The 16,962-nt window shown below is 71.7% G+C and carries 17 protein-coding genes; 7 read left to right on the top strand and 10 right to left on the bottom strand.

Features of this window, described 5'->3' with window-relative positions; all coding sequences use genetic code 11:
* Nucleotides 1-341 precede the first annotated feature (341 nt).
* On the top strand, nt 342-989 hold the full coding sequence (locus QQS16_RS23960; protein WP_286063918.1) for a hypothetical protein: 648 nt from the start codon (nt 342-344) through the stop codon (nt 987-989).
* A gap of 150 nt (nt 990-1,139) precedes the next feature.
* On the opposite strand, the gene QQS16_RS23955 is transcribed toward QQS16_RS23960, so the two are convergent.
* The 7 genes from QQS16_RS23955 to QQS16_RS23925 form a co-directional block, all read right to left on the bottom strand.
* Nucleotides 1,140-1,982, bottom strand: a complete 843-nt coding sequence (locus QQS16_RS23955; protein WP_286063917.1) for a PaaX family transcriptional regulator — start codon at nt 1,980-1,982, stop codon at nt 1,140-1,142.
* A gap of 363 nt (nt 1,983-2,345) precedes the next feature.
* On the bottom strand, nt 2,346-3,788 hold the full coding sequence (locus tag QQS16_RS23950; RefSeq protein WP_286063916.1) for an MFS transporter: 1,443 nt from the start codon (nt 3,786-3,788) through the stop codon (nt 2,346-2,348).
* A 151-nt stretch (nt 3,789-3,939) separates the two neighbouring features.
* Complete coding sequence (locus tag QQS16_RS23945; RefSeq protein ID WP_286063915.1) at nt 3,940-5,361, bottom strand: HAMP domain-containing sensor histidine kinase; 1,422 nt, start codon at nt 5,359-5,361, stop codon at nt 3,940-3,942.
* Complete coding sequence (locus tag QQS16_RS23940) at nt 5,362-6,075, bottom strand: response regulator transcription factor (RefSeq protein WP_286066434.1); 714 nt, start codon at nt 6,073-6,075, stop codon at nt 5,362-5,364.
* Between the two features lie 148 nt (nt 6,076-6,223).
* Entirely contained in the window at nt 6,224-6,829 is a 606-nt protein-coding gene (locus tag QQS16_RS23935; protein WP_286063914.1) for an FMN reductase, read from the bottom strand.
* Nucleotides 6,826-7,911, bottom strand: coding sequence for an LLM class flavin-dependent oxidoreductase (locus QQS16_RS23930; RefSeq protein ID WP_286063913.1), 1,086 nt, complete (start codon nt 7,909-7,911; stop codon nt 6,826-6,828). The genes QQS16_RS23935 and QQS16_RS23930 overlap by 4 nt, the downstream gene beginning before the upstream one ends.
* Before the next feature lie 446 nt (nt 7,912-8,357).
* Nucleotides 8,358-9,278, bottom strand: a complete 921-nt coding sequence (locus QQS16_RS23925) for an NADP-dependent oxidoreductase (protein WP_286063911.1) — start codon at nt 9,276-9,278, stop codon at nt 8,358-8,360.
* Nucleotides 9,279-9,406: 128 nt separating this feature from the next.
* Here QQS16_RS23925 and QQS16_RS23920 point away from each other — a divergent pair, with 128 nt between their 5' ends.
* On the top strand, nt 9,407-9,814 hold the full coding sequence (locus QQS16_RS23920; protein ID WP_286063909.1) for a winged helix-turn-helix transcriptional regulator: 408 nt from the start codon (nt 9,407-9,409) through the stop codon (nt 9,812-9,814).
* Nucleotides 9,815-9,821: 7 nt separating this feature from the next.
* Here the strand turns inward: QQS16_RS23920 and QQS16_RS23915 are convergent, their stop codons facing one another.
* Nucleotides 9,822-10,292, bottom strand: a complete 471-nt coding sequence (locus QQS16_RS23915; RefSeq protein WP_286063908.1) for a hypothetical protein — start codon at nt 10,290-10,292, stop codon at nt 9,822-9,824.
* Between the two features lie 124 nt (nt 10,293-10,416).
* Here QQS16_RS23915 and QQS16_RS23910 point away from each other — a divergent pair, with 124 nt between their 5' ends.
* Nucleotides 10,417-10,752, top strand: a complete 336-nt coding sequence (locus QQS16_RS23910; RefSeq protein ID WP_286063906.1) for a YnfA family protein — start codon at nt 10,417-10,419, stop codon at nt 10,750-10,752.
* Nucleotides 10,753-10,905: 153 nt separating this feature from the next.
* Here the strand turns inward: QQS16_RS23910 and QQS16_RS23905 are convergent, their stop codons facing one another.
* Nucleotides 10,906-11,340 carry an ester cyclase gene (locus tag QQS16_RS23905; RefSeq protein ID WP_286063905.1) on the bottom strand — a complete coding sequence of 145 codons (435 nt, stop codon included), beginning with the start codon at nt 11,338-11,340 and terminating at the stop codon, nt 10,906-10,908.
* A gap of 235 nt (nt 11,341-11,575) precedes the next feature.
* On the opposite strand from QQS16_RS23905, the gene QQS16_RS23900 reads away from it, so the two are divergent.
* Nucleotides 11,576-12,352, top strand: a complete 777-nt coding sequence (locus tag QQS16_RS23900) for an SDR family NAD(P)-dependent oxidoreductase (RefSeq protein ID WP_286063904.1) — start codon at nt 11,576-11,578, stop codon at nt 12,350-12,352.
* 426 nt (nt 12,353-12,778) lie between these two features.
* Nucleotides 12,779-13,489 (top strand): hypothetical protein, encoded by a 711-nt coding sequence (locus tag QQS16_RS23895; RefSeq protein ID WP_353479685.1) that lies wholly within the window; start codon nt 12,779-12,781, stop codon nt 13,487-13,489.
* A 41-nt stretch (nt 13,490-13,530) separates the two neighbouring features.
* Here the strand turns inward: QQS16_RS23895 and QQS16_RS23890 are convergent, their stop codons facing one another.
* On the bottom strand, nt 13,531-14,724 hold the full coding sequence (locus QQS16_RS23890) for an RtcB family protein (RefSeq protein ID WP_286063902.1): 1,194 nt from the start codon (nt 14,722-14,724) through the stop codon (nt 13,531-13,533).
* Between the two features lie 217 nt (nt 14,725-14,941).
* Between QQS16_RS23890 and QQS16_RS23885 the strand changes: the two genes are divergently transcribed.
* Nucleotides 14,942-15,826 carry a DUF3558 domain-containing protein gene (locus QQS16_RS23885; RefSeq protein WP_286063901.1) on the top strand — a complete coding sequence of 295 codons (885 nt, stop codon included), beginning with the start codon at nt 14,942-14,944 and terminating at the stop codon, nt 15,824-15,826.
* A gap of 133 nt (nt 15,827-15,959) precedes the next feature.
* Complete coding sequence (locus tag QQS16_RS23880; protein ID WP_286063899.1) at nt 15,960-16,868, top strand: DUF3558 family protein; 909 nt, start codon at nt 15,960-15,962, stop codon at nt 16,866-16,868.
* The last annotated feature ends 94 nt before the right edge of the window (nt 16,869-16,962 follow it).

Below are 16,962 nucleotides of genomic sequence, written 5' to 3'. Positions count from 1 at the left end.
GGCCGACCCGCCGCCGACGCACCACGGACTCGTCGGCGACCCACAGCGGACTCGCCTCCGGGCCGTCGCCGACCGGGCGGACGGTCGCGAACGACCCCCGTCCCGCCGCGATCTGCGAAACTGGCTCCTGATACACACAGCTCACACGGCCCTGGCGTACGTAAAGGTGTACGGAGGCTTGCACGGAGACATGCACAGAGGCATGTTCAGGGGCTGCGAAGATCCTGCGGACAGGTGTTTCAGCGCACGTTTCGGCGAGCGGCCGTGGGGGAGGTCACTGACACGATGATCGGGTTGCGCGGCGGGGGCCACGCGTCCTAGAAAAGCAGTCGGGTGGAGATATGCATCGCGGTGGCGGACTGGGCGAGGGGACTGACGACCTGGGTCCTCGACGTGCCCGGCGGGGAAGGCACCGACGCGACGCGGAGGAATCGAACGAAGCACGTCAGGGACACGTTGTACCGGGTGTACCCGGTGGATCGGGTGAGGAGCCGGAGCGGGCCGACCGACGGGTCGACCGGCTGAGGGCGGGGAGCAGGAATGGTGGTCGGGTGGGGGTGACGTACAAGTACTTCGGCGCGCCGGACGGCGCGACCGCGGCCCGCGTCCCGATCTCGATGCGCCCCGAGGAACTCGGCGGCGACGAGCTCGGGATGAACGGCATGTTCACCAAGATCAAGCCGGAGACGATGGCGGCGATGGTCCTCACCGGCATCGAGGGCGTCCCGCTGCACAAGGTCCCGCCGCTGGAACTCGTCGTCCTCCACCCCGACTACGCGGTGGTCAAACTCCCCATGACCGTCGTCGACCCGCTCCGCGGCATCGGCGAGGAAGCGGTCGGCGCCGCCGCCTTCATCTGGTCCACGGTCCCGGACCGGGGCGGCCCACGGGACGCGTTCAACGTCTACCAACTGCTGCACGAGTGGCAGGACTTCAGCCACCGGCTGCATGAGGCGGGGCATCAGCCGTACTGCTTGGTGTGGCCCTGAGCTGGGGTTTCGTGAGATTCGGGCGGGGTCTTCGGGCCTCGCCCTTTTCCCTGGCGGGGCCTGGCCGTGGGGCGGCCGGGCCGTCGCGCACCGTCGAGCGTTCCGGCAGGTCCGTCCCCGTCCGACGCCCGCGTCGGCGCGGGCCCCAGGTCACCGCAGCGGGACGGTCTCCAGGAGGGCGCGGGCCATCCGCTCGGCGGGGTCCGCGGTCTGTTCCGCGACGCGTCGGAAGGTCTCCTGGGCGGGGCGGGCCGGCCAGTCGGGGGGAAGGTGGCGGGCCGGGAGTCTCGGGTCCGCCCGGATGGTCCACAGCCACTCGCTGACCAGCCGCAGCCGGGTGCCGATCGGGTCGTCCCCGGGCCCGGCGTCCGGACGGGCGGTCCAGCGCTTGTCGAAGGACACGTAACGGGCCGCGATGGACTCCAGGTCCCACGTGTCGCGGACCATGAGGCCGATGTCGGTGGCCTGGTCGGCCTGGGCGTGGAAGATCTTGACATGGGCGGCGAGACCGAGTTCCGCGACGATGCCGGCGACGTCGACCTTGCCGGGGGCGATCCACAGCCCGCTGTACAGCGCCCCGAATCCGGACCAGGCGAGCTGGGACCTGAGGTCGTGGCGCTGGCGCTGCCAGGACTCGGGGAGCGAGAACCCCAGCAGGGTCCAGGACCCGTCCCAGTCGTCGTTGACCGCGCCCTTGTCCCAGACCCGGCGCCCGCCGTCCCGCAGCACCCGCGTCGCCTGCGGGGTCAGGCCGAAGTACATCCTGCGGCCCTCCCGCTGCCGCCGCAGCAGGCCCCGGTTGACCATGCGGGTCAGCGTGGACCGTACGGCCTGTTCACCGACCCCGACCCGGCCGAGCACGTCGATGATGCTGCCCGAGTAGACGCACAGGTCGCCCTCCCCGAGGACGTGGTTGCCGAAGAAGGCGAGCATGAGCGACTGCGGGCGCGGCTGCGGGCCGTGCGAGGTGTCCAGGATGTCGTCGTCCTCCACGGTGGCAAGCGTACGACCGCCCGCCTGGGGTGCGGTGGGCGGTCGTACGGCCCGGACACGGCCGGCGGGATCCGTTGCGGCGGCCGGCAGACCGGCTGGGCCGGCGGGCGTGGCCGGCTGGCCGGCTGGCCGGCTGGCGGCCGACGCGACTTACGTGGCTGGCGTGGCCGCACGACGACCGACGGACGGCCCTGGCCACAGCCGCCGACCCGCCGATCCATCGACCCGCTGACCAGCCGACTCACCGACCAGCCGAATCGCCGACCACGACCACCGGCTACCGGCTACCGGCCACCGACCACCGGCTACCGGCCACCGGCTACCGGCCACTGACCATCTGCCACCTGCCCCCCGCCAGCGCGGCTACGAGGTGATCCCCTGCGTGCTGGCTGCCCCGGGGCCCTTCACCGCCTCGGCGGCCCGGACGGTCTCGTCGGCCCGAGCGGTCTCGGCGCCTCCCCCCGCCCCGCCGGACGCACCGGTCTCGTCCGTCTCCCTGAGGGACCCCCGGCTGGTCTCGCGCAGGAACGCGACGGTCAGCGCGGTGACGGCGGCGCCCGCGCACAGCAGCAGGGCGACGGGCGTGCCGCTCCCGCCGTTCGCGGCCACCAGGCTGCCGGCGATCATCGGGGAGAAACCGGCGCCGATGAGGGTGGCGCCCTGGTAACCGAGGGAGGCGCCGGTGTAGCGGACCCGGGTGCCGAACATCTCGGTGAGCAGGGCGCCCAGCGGCCCGTACATCGTGGACTGGGCGATGCCGTGGCCGAGGACGACGGCGAGGATCAGCAGTCCGGGGGACTTCGAGTCGACCAGCGCCAGGACCGGGAAGGCCAGCGCCGCCGAGGCGAGGGCTCCGGCGAGGACGACCGGGCGGCGGCCGATCCGGTCGGACAGCGCGGAGGCGCACGGCAGCACGACGAGGGCGACGCAGGCGGAGACGGTGAGGGCGGTGAGCACCTGCGAGCGGGCGTAGCCGATGCCGGTGGCGTACGCGATCAGGTAACTGGTCAGCAGGGACTGGGCGGTGAAGGCACCGATGCCGACGCAGCAGGCCAGCACCAGGGGGCGCGGGCGACGCAGCACGTCCAGGATCGGCAGCCGCGACTCGGCGCGGTCCTTCTTCACCTCGGCGAAGAGCGGGCTCTCGACGACCTTGAGGCGGACGAAGAGCCCGACGCCGAGCAGCACCACGCTCAGCAGGAACGGCACCCGCCAGCCCCAGGCCGCGAACTGGTCGTCGGGCATCGCGACGACGAGCGCGACCACGGCGGTGGAGAGCAGGGAGCCGAGCGGGGCTCCCATCTGCGTGAAGCTGGACCACAGGCCGCGGCGCCGCGCTCCGGCGTGCTCGACGACCATCAGGGTGGCACCACCCCACTCACCGCCGATGGCGATGCCCTGCACCACCCGCAGGGTGATCAGCAGGACCGGCGCCCACACGCCGATCGTGTCGTACGTGGGCAGCAGGCCGACGAGGAAGCTGGCGGTGCCCATCAGACCCATGGTGAGCAGCAGCATCGACTTGCGGCCGAGCCGGTCGCCGAAGTGCCCGAAGAGGATGCCGCCGAGCGGCCGGGCGACATAGCCGGCGGCGAAGGTGCCGAACGCGGCGACGGTGCCGACGGCGGGGTCGGCGCCGGGGAAGAACAGTTCGCCGAAGACCAGGGCGGCGACGGTTCCGTAGACGAGGAAGTCGTAGAACTCGACGGCGGTCCCGAGCAGCCCGGAGAGGGCGACGCGGCGCAGCTGGCGGGTGTGTTCGGGGGATGAGGTCGTGGACGGTGATGCGACGGGGGACGAGGGCATCGCGGTCTCCCTTGACCGGGGGAAGGACAACGCGAAGTTAGGCGCTGTTTCCACCTCCGTCAAGAAAGTGCACAACATATGGCTCGACGGATCCCGGGATCCTGCGCCCGGCTCTCCGCGCCCCCGCTCCGCAGGCGACGGCGTCGCGGGGTCAGCTCCCGCCCACCGTGAACCCGATCACCACCCCGCCCCCGTCCCGCCGGGCCGCGAACGGCGCTCCCCCGTGCGCGAGCGCCACCTCCCGCACGATGGACAGGCCCAGCCCGGATCCCGGCAGGGAGCGGGCGTCGGCGGCGCGGTAGAAGCGGTCGAAGACGTGGAGCAGGTCGCCGTCGGCGACACCGGGCCCGCGGTCGAGGACCTCGACGCGGACCGTCCCGGGCCGGGCCGGACCGGCGACGCGGATCTCGATGGGCGCGGTGCCCTCGCGGTCGAACTTCGCCGCGTTCTCCACCAGGTTGGACAGCGCGCGGGTGAGCATCCCCGGGCGGCCGTCGGTCGACGTGTCCCCGCTCGCGCGGACGACGATCTCCCGCCCGGTACGCCGCCGCGCGTGCCCGGCGACGTCCTCGGCGATGTCGGCGAGGTCGACCCGCTGCGGCGGTTCGGTGTCGGACTGCCCGGCCGCGAGGTCCACCAGCTCGTTGACCAGGTCGGTGAGTTCGCGCGCCTCCTGGCCCAGGTCGGCGACCAGGTCCTCCCGCGCGGCGGGAGGCAGCTCGTCGATCCGCCGCAGCAGCGAGATGTTCGTACGCAGGGAGGTGAGCGGTGTACGCAGCTCGTGCCCCGCGTCCTGCACGAGCCGCCGCTGGTCCTCCTCGGACTGGGCCAGGCGGCCCAGCATGCGGTCGAAGGCGCGGCCGAGGCGGCCGACCTCGTCGTAGCCGGTGACGGGGACCTGGATGCCCAGGCGGCGGGTGCGGGCGACGTCCTCGGCGGCCGAGGTGAGGATGACCAGGCGGCGGGTGATGCGCCGGGCCAGCCACCAGCCGAACAGGCCCGCCGCGACCACGACCGCGGCCATCAGGAGCAGCGTGCGCCGCTGAAGGGCCCGCAGCAGGTCCTCGGTGTCGCTGAACTCCTGCGCGACCTGCACCGCGCCCCGCCCGCCGCCGAGCGAGACGGTCGCGACGCGGTAGATGTCGTCACCGACGCGGACGTCCTCGTGCTCGACCAGCCGTCCGGCCACCGTGACGGCCGCCACGGCGCGGTCGCCGCCGGTCACCGGCAGGCCCGGGCGGCCGGGGTCGAGGACCGCGCCGTCCGGCCCGAGCACCTGCACGTCGGTACGGGCCGGCCGGACGAGATCGTGACCGGGCGCCGACGAGGAGAAGTCCCGCGGCGACATGTCCTGCTGCCGCACCTCGTCCCGCAGGTCCTCCACGACCTGGTCGAACACGGACTCCTGGTCCACCCGGACCAGCCGGGCGGCGGCGCCGTAGGACAGCACACCGACCAGGACGGTGACGGCGGCGGTCACGGCCGCGAAGGACACCGCGAAGGTGGTCCGCAGGGACAACAGCCGCGGCCGGCGCGGCCGACGCAGACCCGGTGTCCGCCCGAGGCGGCCCACTCAGTTCTCCCGCAGCACGTAACCCACACCGCGGACCGTGTGGATCAGCTGGGGCGCGCCGGGCTCGTCCAGCTTGCGGCGCAGGTAGCCGACGTAGACGGCGAGGTTCTTGGAGCCGGGGCCGAAGTCGTAGCCCCAGATGCGGTCGTAGATCGTGGAGTGGTCGAGCACGATCCCCGCGTTGCGGACCAGCAGCTCCAGCAGCTCGAACTCGGTACGGGTCAGCTCCAGTTCACGCGCCCCGCGCCAGGCGCGGCGGGCCTGCGCGTCCATCCGCAGGCCGGCCGCCTCGACCTGCCCCTCCGGGGCCGGCGGCGGCTTCGGCACACCGGCCGGGGTGCCGGCGCCGGCGCCGACCGGGCCGGTGCGGCGCAGCAGGGCGCGCAGCCGGGCGAAGACCTCCTCGACGTCGAAGGGCTTGACCACGTAGTCGTCCGCGCCCGCGTCCAGGCCGGCGATCCGGTCCTGGGTCTCCACGAGCGCGGTCAGCATCAGGATCGGCGTGCGGTCGCCCTCGGCGCGCAGCACCCGGCAGACCTGGAGTCCGTCGATGCCGGGCATCATCACGTCCAGGACGAGCACGTCCGGCGGGGTCCGGTGGGCCTGCGCCAGCGCCTCGACACCGTCGGCGACCGCGGTGACCCGGTAGCCCTCCAGGGTCAGGGCGCGTTCCAGGGCATGCCGGATGGCGCGGTCGTCTTCGGCGAGCAGCAGCGTTGGGGGCACCCGGCCAGTGTGCCCCGGCCTTCGGCGGTGTGGCCGTGCGAGCGGTCCCGGGGTCACCCTTCTTACTGGGATCTCACCGTCACACGGCCTGCGGCGGGCGCCACACCGCCCGTCGCGGGCATCACACGGTTCCGTCTCAGGTGCCGGACGGGCCGGACAGCGCGGCCAGCTGCTGGGCGAACGGTACGACCTCCGGCTCGTCCCGGGCCGGCCTGACGGCCGCGAGGCCCGTCATCAGCCTCGCCAGTTCCCCCGCCGCCCGCTCGATCCGCCCGTCGAGCCCTTCGGCGCCCCAGTCCTCCGAGGCCGCGTACACCCCGGTCGGCACGACGACGGCCCGCAGGTACGCGAACAGCGGACGCAGCGCGTGCTCCAGCACCAGCGAGTGCCGGGCCGTGCCGCCGGTGGCCGCGATCAGCACCGGCTTGCCGGCCAGCGCGTCCTTGTCGCTCACACTCAGCACGTCGAAGAACGACTTGAACAGCCCGCTGTACGAGGCGGAGAACACCGGTGTGACCACGATCAGCCCGTCGGCCCCGGTCACCTCGTCGATCGCGGCGGCCAGCTTCCGCCCGGGGAACCCGTTGGTGAAGTTGTGCGCGATCTCCACGGCGAGGTCGCGCAGCTCGACCACCCGCACGTCGACGGGGGTCGCGCGGCCCACGGCGGCGGCCAGCCGGTCGGCCAGCAGCCGGGTGGACGACGGGACGCTCAGCCCGGCCGAGACGACGACGAGCCTCATCGGACGGTCACCTCCTGGGAAGCCTTGAGGGAAGAGTGGGTCGGGGCCTCGGGCACCTCGGCCGGACGGTCCTTCGCGAACTCCTCGCGCAGCACCGGCACGACCTCCTCACCGAGCAGGTCGAGCTGCTCCAGCACGGTCTTCAGCGGCAGCCCCGCGTGGTCGAGCAGGAACAGCTGGCGCTGGTAGTCGCCGGCGTACTCGCGGAAGGCCAGCGTCTTCTCGATCACCTGCTGCGGCGAGCCCACGGTCAGCGGGGTCTGGTCGGTGAACTCCTCCAGGGTCGGCCCGTGCCCGTAGACGGGCGCCACGTCGAAGTAGGGCCGGAACTCACGCACCGCGTCCTGCGAGTTCCTCCTCATGAACACCTGGCCGCCCAGTCCGACGATCGCCTGCTCGGGCGTGCCGTGCCCGTAGTGGGCGTACCGGGTCCGGTACAGCTCGACCATCCGCTTGGTGTGGTCGGCCGGCCAGAAGATGTTGTTGTGGAAGAAGCCGTCGCCGTAGTACGCGGCCTGCTCGGCGATCTCCGGCGAGCGGATCGAGCCGTGCCAGACGAACGGGGGCACGCCGTCCAGCGGGCGGGGCGTGGACGTGAACCCCTGGAGCGGGGTACGGAACTTCCCCTCCCAGTCCACGACGTCCTCGCGCCACAGCCGGCGCAGCAGGGCGTAGTTCTCGACGGCGAGGTTGATGCCCTGCCGGATGTCCTGCCCGAACCAGGGGTAGACCGGGCCGGTGTTGCCGCGCCCCATCATCAGGTCGACGCGCCCGTCGGCCAGGTGCTGGAGCATCGCGAAGTCCTCGGCGATCTTCACCGGGTCGTTGGTGGTGATCAGCGTCGTGGAGGTGGAGAGGATCAGCTTCTCCGTCTTCGCGGCCACGTATCCGAGCATGGTCGTCGGCGACGACGGCACGAAGGGCGGGTTGTGGTGCTCGCCGGTCGCGAAGACGTCGAGCCCGACCTCCTCGGCCTTCAGCGCGATGGCGACCATCGCCTTGATCCGCTCGTGCTCGGTCGGCGTACGGCCCGTGGTCGGGTCCGGCGTGACGTCGCCGACGCTGAAGATCCCGAACTGCATGGTCGCTCAACCTCCAAGTTGTTGACCGTTCAACTATAACCTTTGAACGGCCCCGCCCCTCCCTGTATTCCGGGTGCCGGTGGGCGCTGTACTGCGGGTGCCGGTGGGCGCTGTATGCCGGGGGCCTGGCACGCAGGGGCCGCGCGCCCGGCTGTGGCCGGTCCGCTCGTCCCGGTCATCGGGGTTCGCGACCGGATCGGTCAGTCCTCGGGGTCACGGCCGGTCCGATCCCGCACTTCACCAGGGCGGGCGGTCGCCACCCTCGTCCGGGCGCGCGCCGGTACACACACCTGGTTTCCACCGGTGTACACCCACCTGGTTCCCACCGGTGTACACCCACCCCGTTCCCCACCGGCGTACGCCCACCCCGTTCCCACCGGTCTACGGCGCCCCGGCGATCCGCGCCCGGCCCCGGGCGCCCCGGCCCGAGACGAGCCGCCCGCCGCTCAGGGGACCAGCACCAGCCGCCCCCGCACTCCACCCTCCGCGAGCCGGGCGTGCGCCTTCGGCGCCTCGTCCAGGGCGTACGTCTCGGCCACCCGGAGGGTCAGCACCCCCTCGTCCACCAGCCCGGCCAGCCGCGCCAGCCGCGCCCCGTCGGCACTCACCTCGACCGTGCCGACCCGCACCCCCCGCACCGGCGCCGGGGACGCCCCCGGGATGACGCCGACGTAGGCGCCCCCGTCCCGCACCCACGCGAGGGCCGCCTCGCCGAGGACCGCCGCGTCCAGTACGGCGTCGAAGCCGCCGGCCTCCACGGTGCCGCCGGCGAAGTGCGCGGCTCCCAGGGACCGTACGAGCTCCGCGTCCTCCGGGCGGGCCAGCGCGGTCACCGAGACCCCCTGGTGCGCGGCGAGCTGGACGGCGTAGCCGCCGACCGCGCCCGCGGCCCCGGTCACCAGCAGCGACCGGCCCGGCGCCAGCTCCAGCAGGTCCAGGGCCTGTGCGGCGGTCAGCGCGTTCAGCGGCAGTGTCGCCGCCTCGACCGCGTCGGCCGTCCGCGGCGCCGGGGCCACCGCGTCCGCGTCCACCACGACGTACTCGGCGTGCGTGCCCAGCGGCTTCCCCGTGCCGTAGTCGAGGGCCACCACCTCGTCGCCCACGCTCCACGCGCCCCCGGAACCGGAACCGGAACCGGAGCCCTCGGCCGGGCCGACCGCGTCCACCGTTCCGGCGGCGTCCCAGCCCAGCCCGATCCGCCCGCCCGTTCCCCCGAAGACGCCCGCCCGCACCCCGGCGTCCACCGGGTTCAGGGTGGCCGCCGCGACCTTGATCCGCACCTGCCCCGCGACCGGCTCCGGCACCTCGGTCTCCACGATCCGTACGGCCTCGGGTCCGCCGAACGTCGTCACCACTGCTGCACGCATGACTGGAAGCTCCTCGATCACGGTTGTGTCCGCCGCGGCGTCCCCGCAGCTGGCCGCAACCCTAGGAAGAGCTACTATCTATAAGTAAGTAGTTACCCACAGGTGCGTACCTACCCCGGAGGTGAGCCATGGTGACCATGACGGCGGCCCAGCGGCGCGAACAGGCCCGCGTCGAGTACGACGCGTTCATCAAGGGCTGCCCCACCAACCAGCTCCTGGACCGGCTCAGCGACAAGTGGGTCAGCCTCGTCGTCTCCGCCCTCGCCGACGGCCCCCAGCGCTACAGCGACCTCGGCCGCCGGATCGCCGGCGTCAGCCCCAAGATGCTGACCCAGACCCTGCGCTCACTGGAACGCGACGGCCTGCTCACCCGCACGGTCACCCCGTCCGTGCCGGTCCGCGTCGACTACGAGCTCACCCCTCTCGGCCGCAGCCTCAGCCTGCTGCTGGTGGCGGTGAAGGACTGGGCGGAGACCCACATCGAGCAGGTCCACGAAGCCCGGGACCGCTACGACACCGAGGGGCACACAAGCTGAGCGGTCCTCAGAAGTGGTACGTGTCCCCGGTGTCCAGCACCAGCACCCGCTGCTGGTCGTTCGCCCGGTTCCCGTCCACCGCCCCGCCGCCCCACACCGTGTCCAGCTCCAGCAGCACCTCCGACGGCTCCTGACGCAGCAGGACCCGCAGACCGATCCGCTCCCCCACCTCGTCCGCGGCCAGCGCACCCGTCCGGCACACCACCACGCGCTCCCCCGCCCGCGCACACCCCTCCGGCAGCGCCTGCTGGTCCGCCAACGGCTCCGACCAGCGCAGCCGCACCGTCGCGTCCGGCACCGCCGACGGACCGTGGTTGCGCGGAGTGAACCGCACCTCGACCCGGCCCCCGGCCATCGCGGCGGAGCCGTGATAGGCGAGGTCGGCCTCCGGAACCCCCTCGGCCCCCGCGACCGGAACCGCCCCGCCGACGACCGCCAAGGCCGCCGACGCCGTCACGCACACCGCGATCACCCGCATACCGCCCACTCCCTCGCTCAGCCGTGGTCGTACGGATGTATCCCACGTGCGGCGACGGACAGGCGCCGTCCAACAGGTGACGCCGACCGCCGGCCCGGCCGGCCCGGCATGCGAGGCTGCCCCCATGTTCGTGCTCCGCTCCGCCGCCCTCTTCCTCGTCGCCGCCCTCTTCGAGATCGGCGGCGCCTGGCTGGTCTGGCAGGGCGTGCGCGAGCACCGCGGCTGGATCTGGATCGGCGCGGGCGTCCTGGCCCTCGGCGCGTACGGCTTCGTCGCCACGCTCCAGCCGGACGCGGAGTTCGGCCGCATCCTCGCCGCGTACGGCGGTGTCTTCGTCGCCGGCTCACTGGCCTGGGGGATGGCCGCGGACGGCTACCGCCCGGACCGCTGGGACGTCACCGGCGCGCTGATCTGCCTCGCGGGCATGGCGGTGATCATGTACGCGCCGAGGGGCGACTGACCGGACGCAGGGGCACGGTCGAGCGGTACCGTCACGCCGTACAGGCAGGTCGGGGCCGTACCGCACGGCGCACGGGCAGGACGGGGCCGTACCGTCACGCCGTACGGGCAGGACGGGGCCGTACCGTCACGCCGTACGGGCAGGTCGTACCCGTCAGGCCTGGTCGTCGGGCAGCAGCCCCAGCTGCCCCAGGAAGTCCATCTCGTCGAAGTAGAGCCGGTAGTCCACGATCCGGCCGTCCTTCACGGTGGCGATGTCCACGCCCCGGATCCTGAACTCCTTCTGCGTCGGGGGGAGCGTCTCCCCGTTGGGCAGGTGCAGCGGCCCGGTGTTGCGCCCGCTGAAGACGCCCTCGTCGATCGCCGTGTCGCCGGTCTCGTAGGCGTGCAGCGTCTCGAACCTGGCCTCAGGGACCGCCTCCGTCATCTGCCGCCAGTACGCGGTGATGCGGTCGCGCCCGCGGATCTCCCCCTCGTCGGGGGTGAAGGCGACCGCGTCCTCGGCGTACAGCTCGCCGATCGCCCTCGGATCGGGATGCGTGGTCAGCGCCTCCGTGAGCCGGTCCATGACCTCACGTGCCTGTCCCATGATCCACCTCCACAGAAGTCAGGGGATCACCCCCCTCATTCTCCCACCGCACCGCTCCGCGCGCCGAGCAACGGGCGCGGACCGACCGGCGCCGGTCATGGCCACTGACCGTCCACCGGACCGCCCCCCGACCGCCGAGGCCACCCGCCTATCCTGGCCGGACGGGCTTTCGCCCCAAGGCCTCCGAGCCCCCCGCCCGTCCCACCGCCCCACCGCCCCGCCCGAGGAGCAGCCCATGGCCACCGCCGCACCGTCCGCCGCCTCCCGCATCGCCGTCGTCACCGGTGCGAGCAGCGGAATCGGCGCCGCCACGGCCCGGCAGCTGGCCGCGGCCGGCTACCGCGTCGTCCTCACCGCCCGCCGCAAGGACCGCGTCGAGGCGCTGGCCGAGGAGATCATCACAGCCGGCCACCAGGCGACGGCGTACCCGCTGGACGTCACGGACCGCGCGGCGGTGGACGAGTTCGCGTCCGCCTTCCAGACGATCGGCGTGCTCGTCAACAACGCGGGCGGAGCACTCGGCGCCGACCCGGTGGCCACCGGCGACCCGGCCGACTGGCGCACGATGTACGAGACCAACGTCATCGGCACCCTCAACCTCACCCAGGCGCTGCTCCCCAAGTTGGACGCGAGCGGCGACGGCACGATCGTCGTCGTCTCCTCCACCGCCGGCCACGGCACCTACGAGGGCGGCGCGGGCTATGTCGCCGCCAAGCACGGCGCCCACGTCCTCGCCGAGACCCTGCGCCTGGAGATCGTCGGCCGCCCGGTCCGGGTCATCGAGATCGCGCCCGGCATGGTCAGGACGGACGAGTTCGCGCTCACCCGCTTCGGCGGCGACCAGGAGCGCGCGGAGAAGGTCTACGAGGGCGTGGCCGAGCCCCTCACCGCCGACGACGTCGCCGACACCATCACCTGGGCGGTGACCCGCCCCAGCCACGTCAACATCGACCTCCTGGTGGTCCGCCCCCGCGCCCAGGCCTCCAACACAAAGGTCCACCGGGACCGCTGATGCCCCCGCCGACCCCGAACGCCACCGCCTCGACGAGGAGACCGAGAACGAACGCCACATGTGGTGGTGGCTCGCCTACTTCTTCTTCGGCATCCGCATCGTGGCGTTCGTGATGATCTACGCGGTGACCCACGCTCCGAGGTAAAGCGGCTGCGGTAACTCACAGGAGTGAACGCTGTCGATCACCCGCATGTCGCCCGAACGCACACCCTAGGCTCGCGCCGCACCATCAACACCACGGCCCTCGACCGGGATGCCGCCCGACCGAGGGCCTGACCAGCAAGGAAGGAATGCGCTTCCTCATGGCTGAACGCGAGCCTAACGCCAACGAGTTCATGGACCTCAGGGTCCCGGAGTACGCGTACATGTTCGGCTTCTTGCAGGCGGACGGGCATCTACAGCAAGGGGGCGGGCCAGAGAGGCAAGTTGACCGTCGAGATCAACGCCCGGGACATCGCGCTCCTGCGAGAGTTCCAGAGGATCACGCCGTACTACAGCGGCGTCACCGAGCGCATCCGGTCCACGAACTTCGCTGAGGCCTCCCGCACGGCGGTCTGGAGCCTGTGCTCCCTCGCAGCCAGAATCAAGCTCAGGGACCTCGGCCTTCCGTGCGGCCGAAAGTCGAAGAAGATCACTCCACCCCAGGCCGAGTTCTCCCCTCGCGACTATCTCCGCGGGGTCATCGACGCCGATGGTTCCGTGGGCCATACCCGCCAGGGGATTCCCCTGCGTAAAAGCACCAGTATGCGCCGAGGCCCGTACTGGAGGTACTCAGGGAGACGAAGGAAGATCACTGGAGCGGAGCGCTCCTTGAAGCGTAATGCTCGAGACGGCATCTACAACATCCTCTACACGAAAGAGAACGCGCAGAAACTGGCAGCCCATCTCTACTATGAGGGCTGTCTGTCACTCGAGCGCAAGAAGGCCCAAGCCGACTCGACCGGTGCCTGGGTCCGACCCGCGGGCATGAGAATCGCTCCCGAGCGACGTCACTGGACGGCGCATGAGGACCGCGTGCTGCTGCGGCTGAACAACGACAGTGCCGCAGCCGGGGAACTCGGCCGAACAGCGAAGAGCTGCTCCATCCGCCTCTGGCGCATGCGCACCGGCCGAGTCCCACTGCCGGCCCAGCGATGACCGGCCGTGTGAGGCTCCGATCCGGACCGGAGCCTCACACGTCAGCCCTTCACGCAGATGAACTGCTTCAGCTTCGCCACCACCTCAACGAGATCCCGCTGCTGCGCCATCACCTGGTCGATGTTCTTGTAGGCGGCCGGAATCTCGTCCAGAACCCCAGTGTCCTTGCGGCACTCGACGCCCCGCGTCTGCTCCTCCAGATCCCGCACCGTGAACCGGCGCTTCGCGGCGTTCCTACTCATACGCCTACCCGCCCCGTGCGAAGCCGAGTTGAATGCCTTCTCGTTTCCGAGCCCCTTCACGATGTAGGAGCTGGTGCCCATCGAGCCGGGGATGATTCCGTACTCACCGGAGCCCGCGCGGATCGCCCCCTTACGCGTGACCAGAAGATCCACGCCTTCATACCGCTCCTCAGCCACGTAGTTGTGGTGGCAGGAGATCTCAGGCTCGAATACCGGCTTCGCCTTCTTGAACTCCTTGCGCATCACCTCCTTCAGGAGCGCCATCATGATCGTGCGGTTGTACTTGGCGTACTCCTGCGCCCAGTACAGGTCATTCCTGTATGCGGCCATCTGCGGGGTGTCCGATACGAACACCGCAAGGTCACGGTCGACGAGACCCTGGTTGTGCGGAAGCTTCTGGGCGACACCGATATGGTATTCAGCCAGCTCCTTGCCGATGTTCCGGGATCCGGAGTGCAGCATGAGCCAGACCGAATCCGACTCGTCGAGGCACACCTCGATCATGTGATTGCCGCTACCGAGCGTGCCCATCTGCTTTGCGGCGCGCTCAAGACGGAACCTCACCGCCTCCGCGACCCCGTCGAACCGCCCCCAGAACTCCTCCCACCCGCCGGTGGCCAGCCCGTGGAACCGCCCCGGCTCGACGGGAGTGTCATGCATCCCCCGGCCCACCGGAATCGCCTGCTCGATCTTCGAGCGCAGCCGCGACAGGTCCCCGGGAAGGTCGTTCGCCGTCAGGGAGGTCCTGACCGCCGACATTCCGCAGCCGATGTCGACACCGACCGCCGCGGGACACACGGCCCCCCGCATCGCGATGACGGACCCGACGGTCGCGCCCTTCCCGTAGTGGACGTCCGGCATGACCGCGAGGCCCTCGATCCACGGCAGGGTCGCCACGTTGCGCAGTTGCTGGAGCGCGCCTTCCTCGACCGTCGCGGGATCGGCCCACATACGGATCGGAACCTTGGCGCCCGGCATCTCCACATACGACATAACGTCCTCATTCCCCCGGAAAAACAACAGAAGCACTGATACGCAAAACCGGCGCCAAGGTCGACGAAAAGGGACAACGGACCGGCGTCCACGGCCATGCGTGCGATACACATTGTCTCCAGGGGCCGCCCCCGTGCGGCAAGCGAATAACCAGCGGGGACACTGGGATCCGCAAGCTCACCCCCACCGTGGACCCCCCGTCGAGAGGAGCCTGACCGTGCAGCGGAAGGCGTACGTACCCGGCGTCGCCGCGCTCCTCGCGGCCCTGCTCGTCGGCTGCACCGGCGGTTCGGGGGACGACGACACGACGGACCACGCCAACCCCGACGACGCCGGCACCGCGTCCGTCGCCGCCGAGCCGGGCCGGTACCGCACGCTCCCGGAGCCCTGCGGCGCGGTCGGCCAGGACACCCTCGACTCCCTGCTGCCCGGCATCCGGCAGATCACCGACGAGGCGCAGCGGGAGAAGGCGTACGCGGGCGAGGCGACGCCCACGTTCGACACCGACCGCAAGGTCGGGTGCCGCTGGAAGGTGGAGTCCACGAACGCCACCGACCATCTGCTCGTCGACTTCGAGCGGGTGGTGTCGTACGACACCTCCGTCAGCGACGACAGCCAGGCGCAGCAGTTGTTCGCGACGACGGAGGAAGCGGCCGACCTCCCGGAGCCGGTGAGCCCCAGCGCCGTGTCCGACGTCGGGAGCGGCGAGGCGAGCCCCGACGAGAGCGCGGCGGGTTCCGGCAGCCCGACGGCCTCTCCGACCGACGCCGCCTCGGCGTCCTCGTCGCCGTCCTCGTCCGCCGCCTCCTCCGCCTCTTCTTCGTCGTCGCCCACGTCCTCGACGTCCGCCACTCCGGCCGACCTCGCGCCCCGGCTCCTCGACGGGCTCGGTGACGAGGCGTTCCTGGACGACGCGTTGAGCAGTTCCGGGTCGACGGCCCAGCAGCGCACGGTGACTGTGGCGTTCCGCACGTCGAACGTGATCGTGACCATCGAGTACGCGGAGCAGCCGGCGACCCTCGGAGTGGCCCCGGACAGCAAGGAAATGCAGGACAAGGCCCGGAATCTGGCCGCGCAGCTGGCCGAGTCGCTGGCCGGCTGATCCCCCTTCACAGACCCCTCACCCGTCCGCACAAAGCAGACGAAGCAAGGCCGCACAGCTTCCCCACCGCGTACCGTGGCCCCTCGGACCCGATCCGACGGCAGGAACCACAAGCGTCATGAGTGAAGGAACCATGCAGCGACCAGCACAGCGAGACCTGGGGAGTGACGAGCGGGACCGGCGCGACGGGCGGGCGAAGCGCCTCAGCCGCGTCCTTGTCGGCGCGGCGGCCGTCCCGGCGATGCTGATCGTCGCCGGCTGCTCCTCGGACTCCGGCTCCGACGACGCCGGCAGCGCGAGCACGAGCGGCGCGGGGGCGACGGTGTCCGCCAGCCCGTCACCGACGGTGCAGGCGGCGGCGTACGACTCGCTTCCGGAACCGTGCGCGGTGCTCTCGAAGAAGACCCTGGAGGATCTCGTACCGGAGGGGAAGTCCGGCAAGGAGGGCGCCTCCGACGACACGGCGGCGCGGGCCAGTTGCTCCTGGACGAGTCTCGACAACAACGGCGTCAAGGGCTCCCAGTTCCGCTGGCTGAACGTGTCCCTGCTGCGCTTCGAGTCGGACACCGCGCGCGGCTCGGGCGACGAGCAGGCGCAGGCGTACTACGCCACGCAGGTCCAGGACGCCCGGTCGGCGGAGGGCGCGAAGAACGCGAAGTCGCAGCCGCTCGCCGGGACGGGCGACGAGGCGACGACGGTGACGTACGACCTGAAGAAGAAGGAAGGCTCCTTCCGGCAGCAGACGGTCGTCACGCGCGTCGAGAACGTCGTCGTCACGGTCGACTACAACGGCGCGGGTCTCGCCGGTGAGAAGACGCCGAGCGCCGCGAGCCTGACGAAGCTCGCCCAGAAGGCGGCCAAGGAGGCGGTGGCCGCGGTGTCGTCGGCGAACGGCGAGGGCAGGGCGGGCGGCGCCCCGTCGGCGTCGAAGAGCGCGTCCCCCTCGAAGCCGGCCTCGCCGTCCCCCTCCAAGTCGGCGTCCGAGCCGGCGTCGCCCTCCGCGAGCGCCTCCCCGTCCTCTTCAGCGGCGAAGAAGAGCTGACTGTCACACCTGGGCCCAACCGGCGGGCCCACCCGGCTGGTTGACGGAGCCCGGACCCGTACGGGGACCGGGCTCCCGACAGACCGGCACCACG

This window comes from Streptomyces sp. ALI-76-A, assembly GCF_030287445.1.
In the GTDB taxonomy this organism is placed as follows: Bacteria; Actinomycetota; Actinomycetes; order Streptomycetales; family Streptomycetaceae; genus Streptomyces.
Note: the sequence above shows the minus strand (reverse complement) of the source record. Positions and strands in the feature narration are given on the sequence as shown.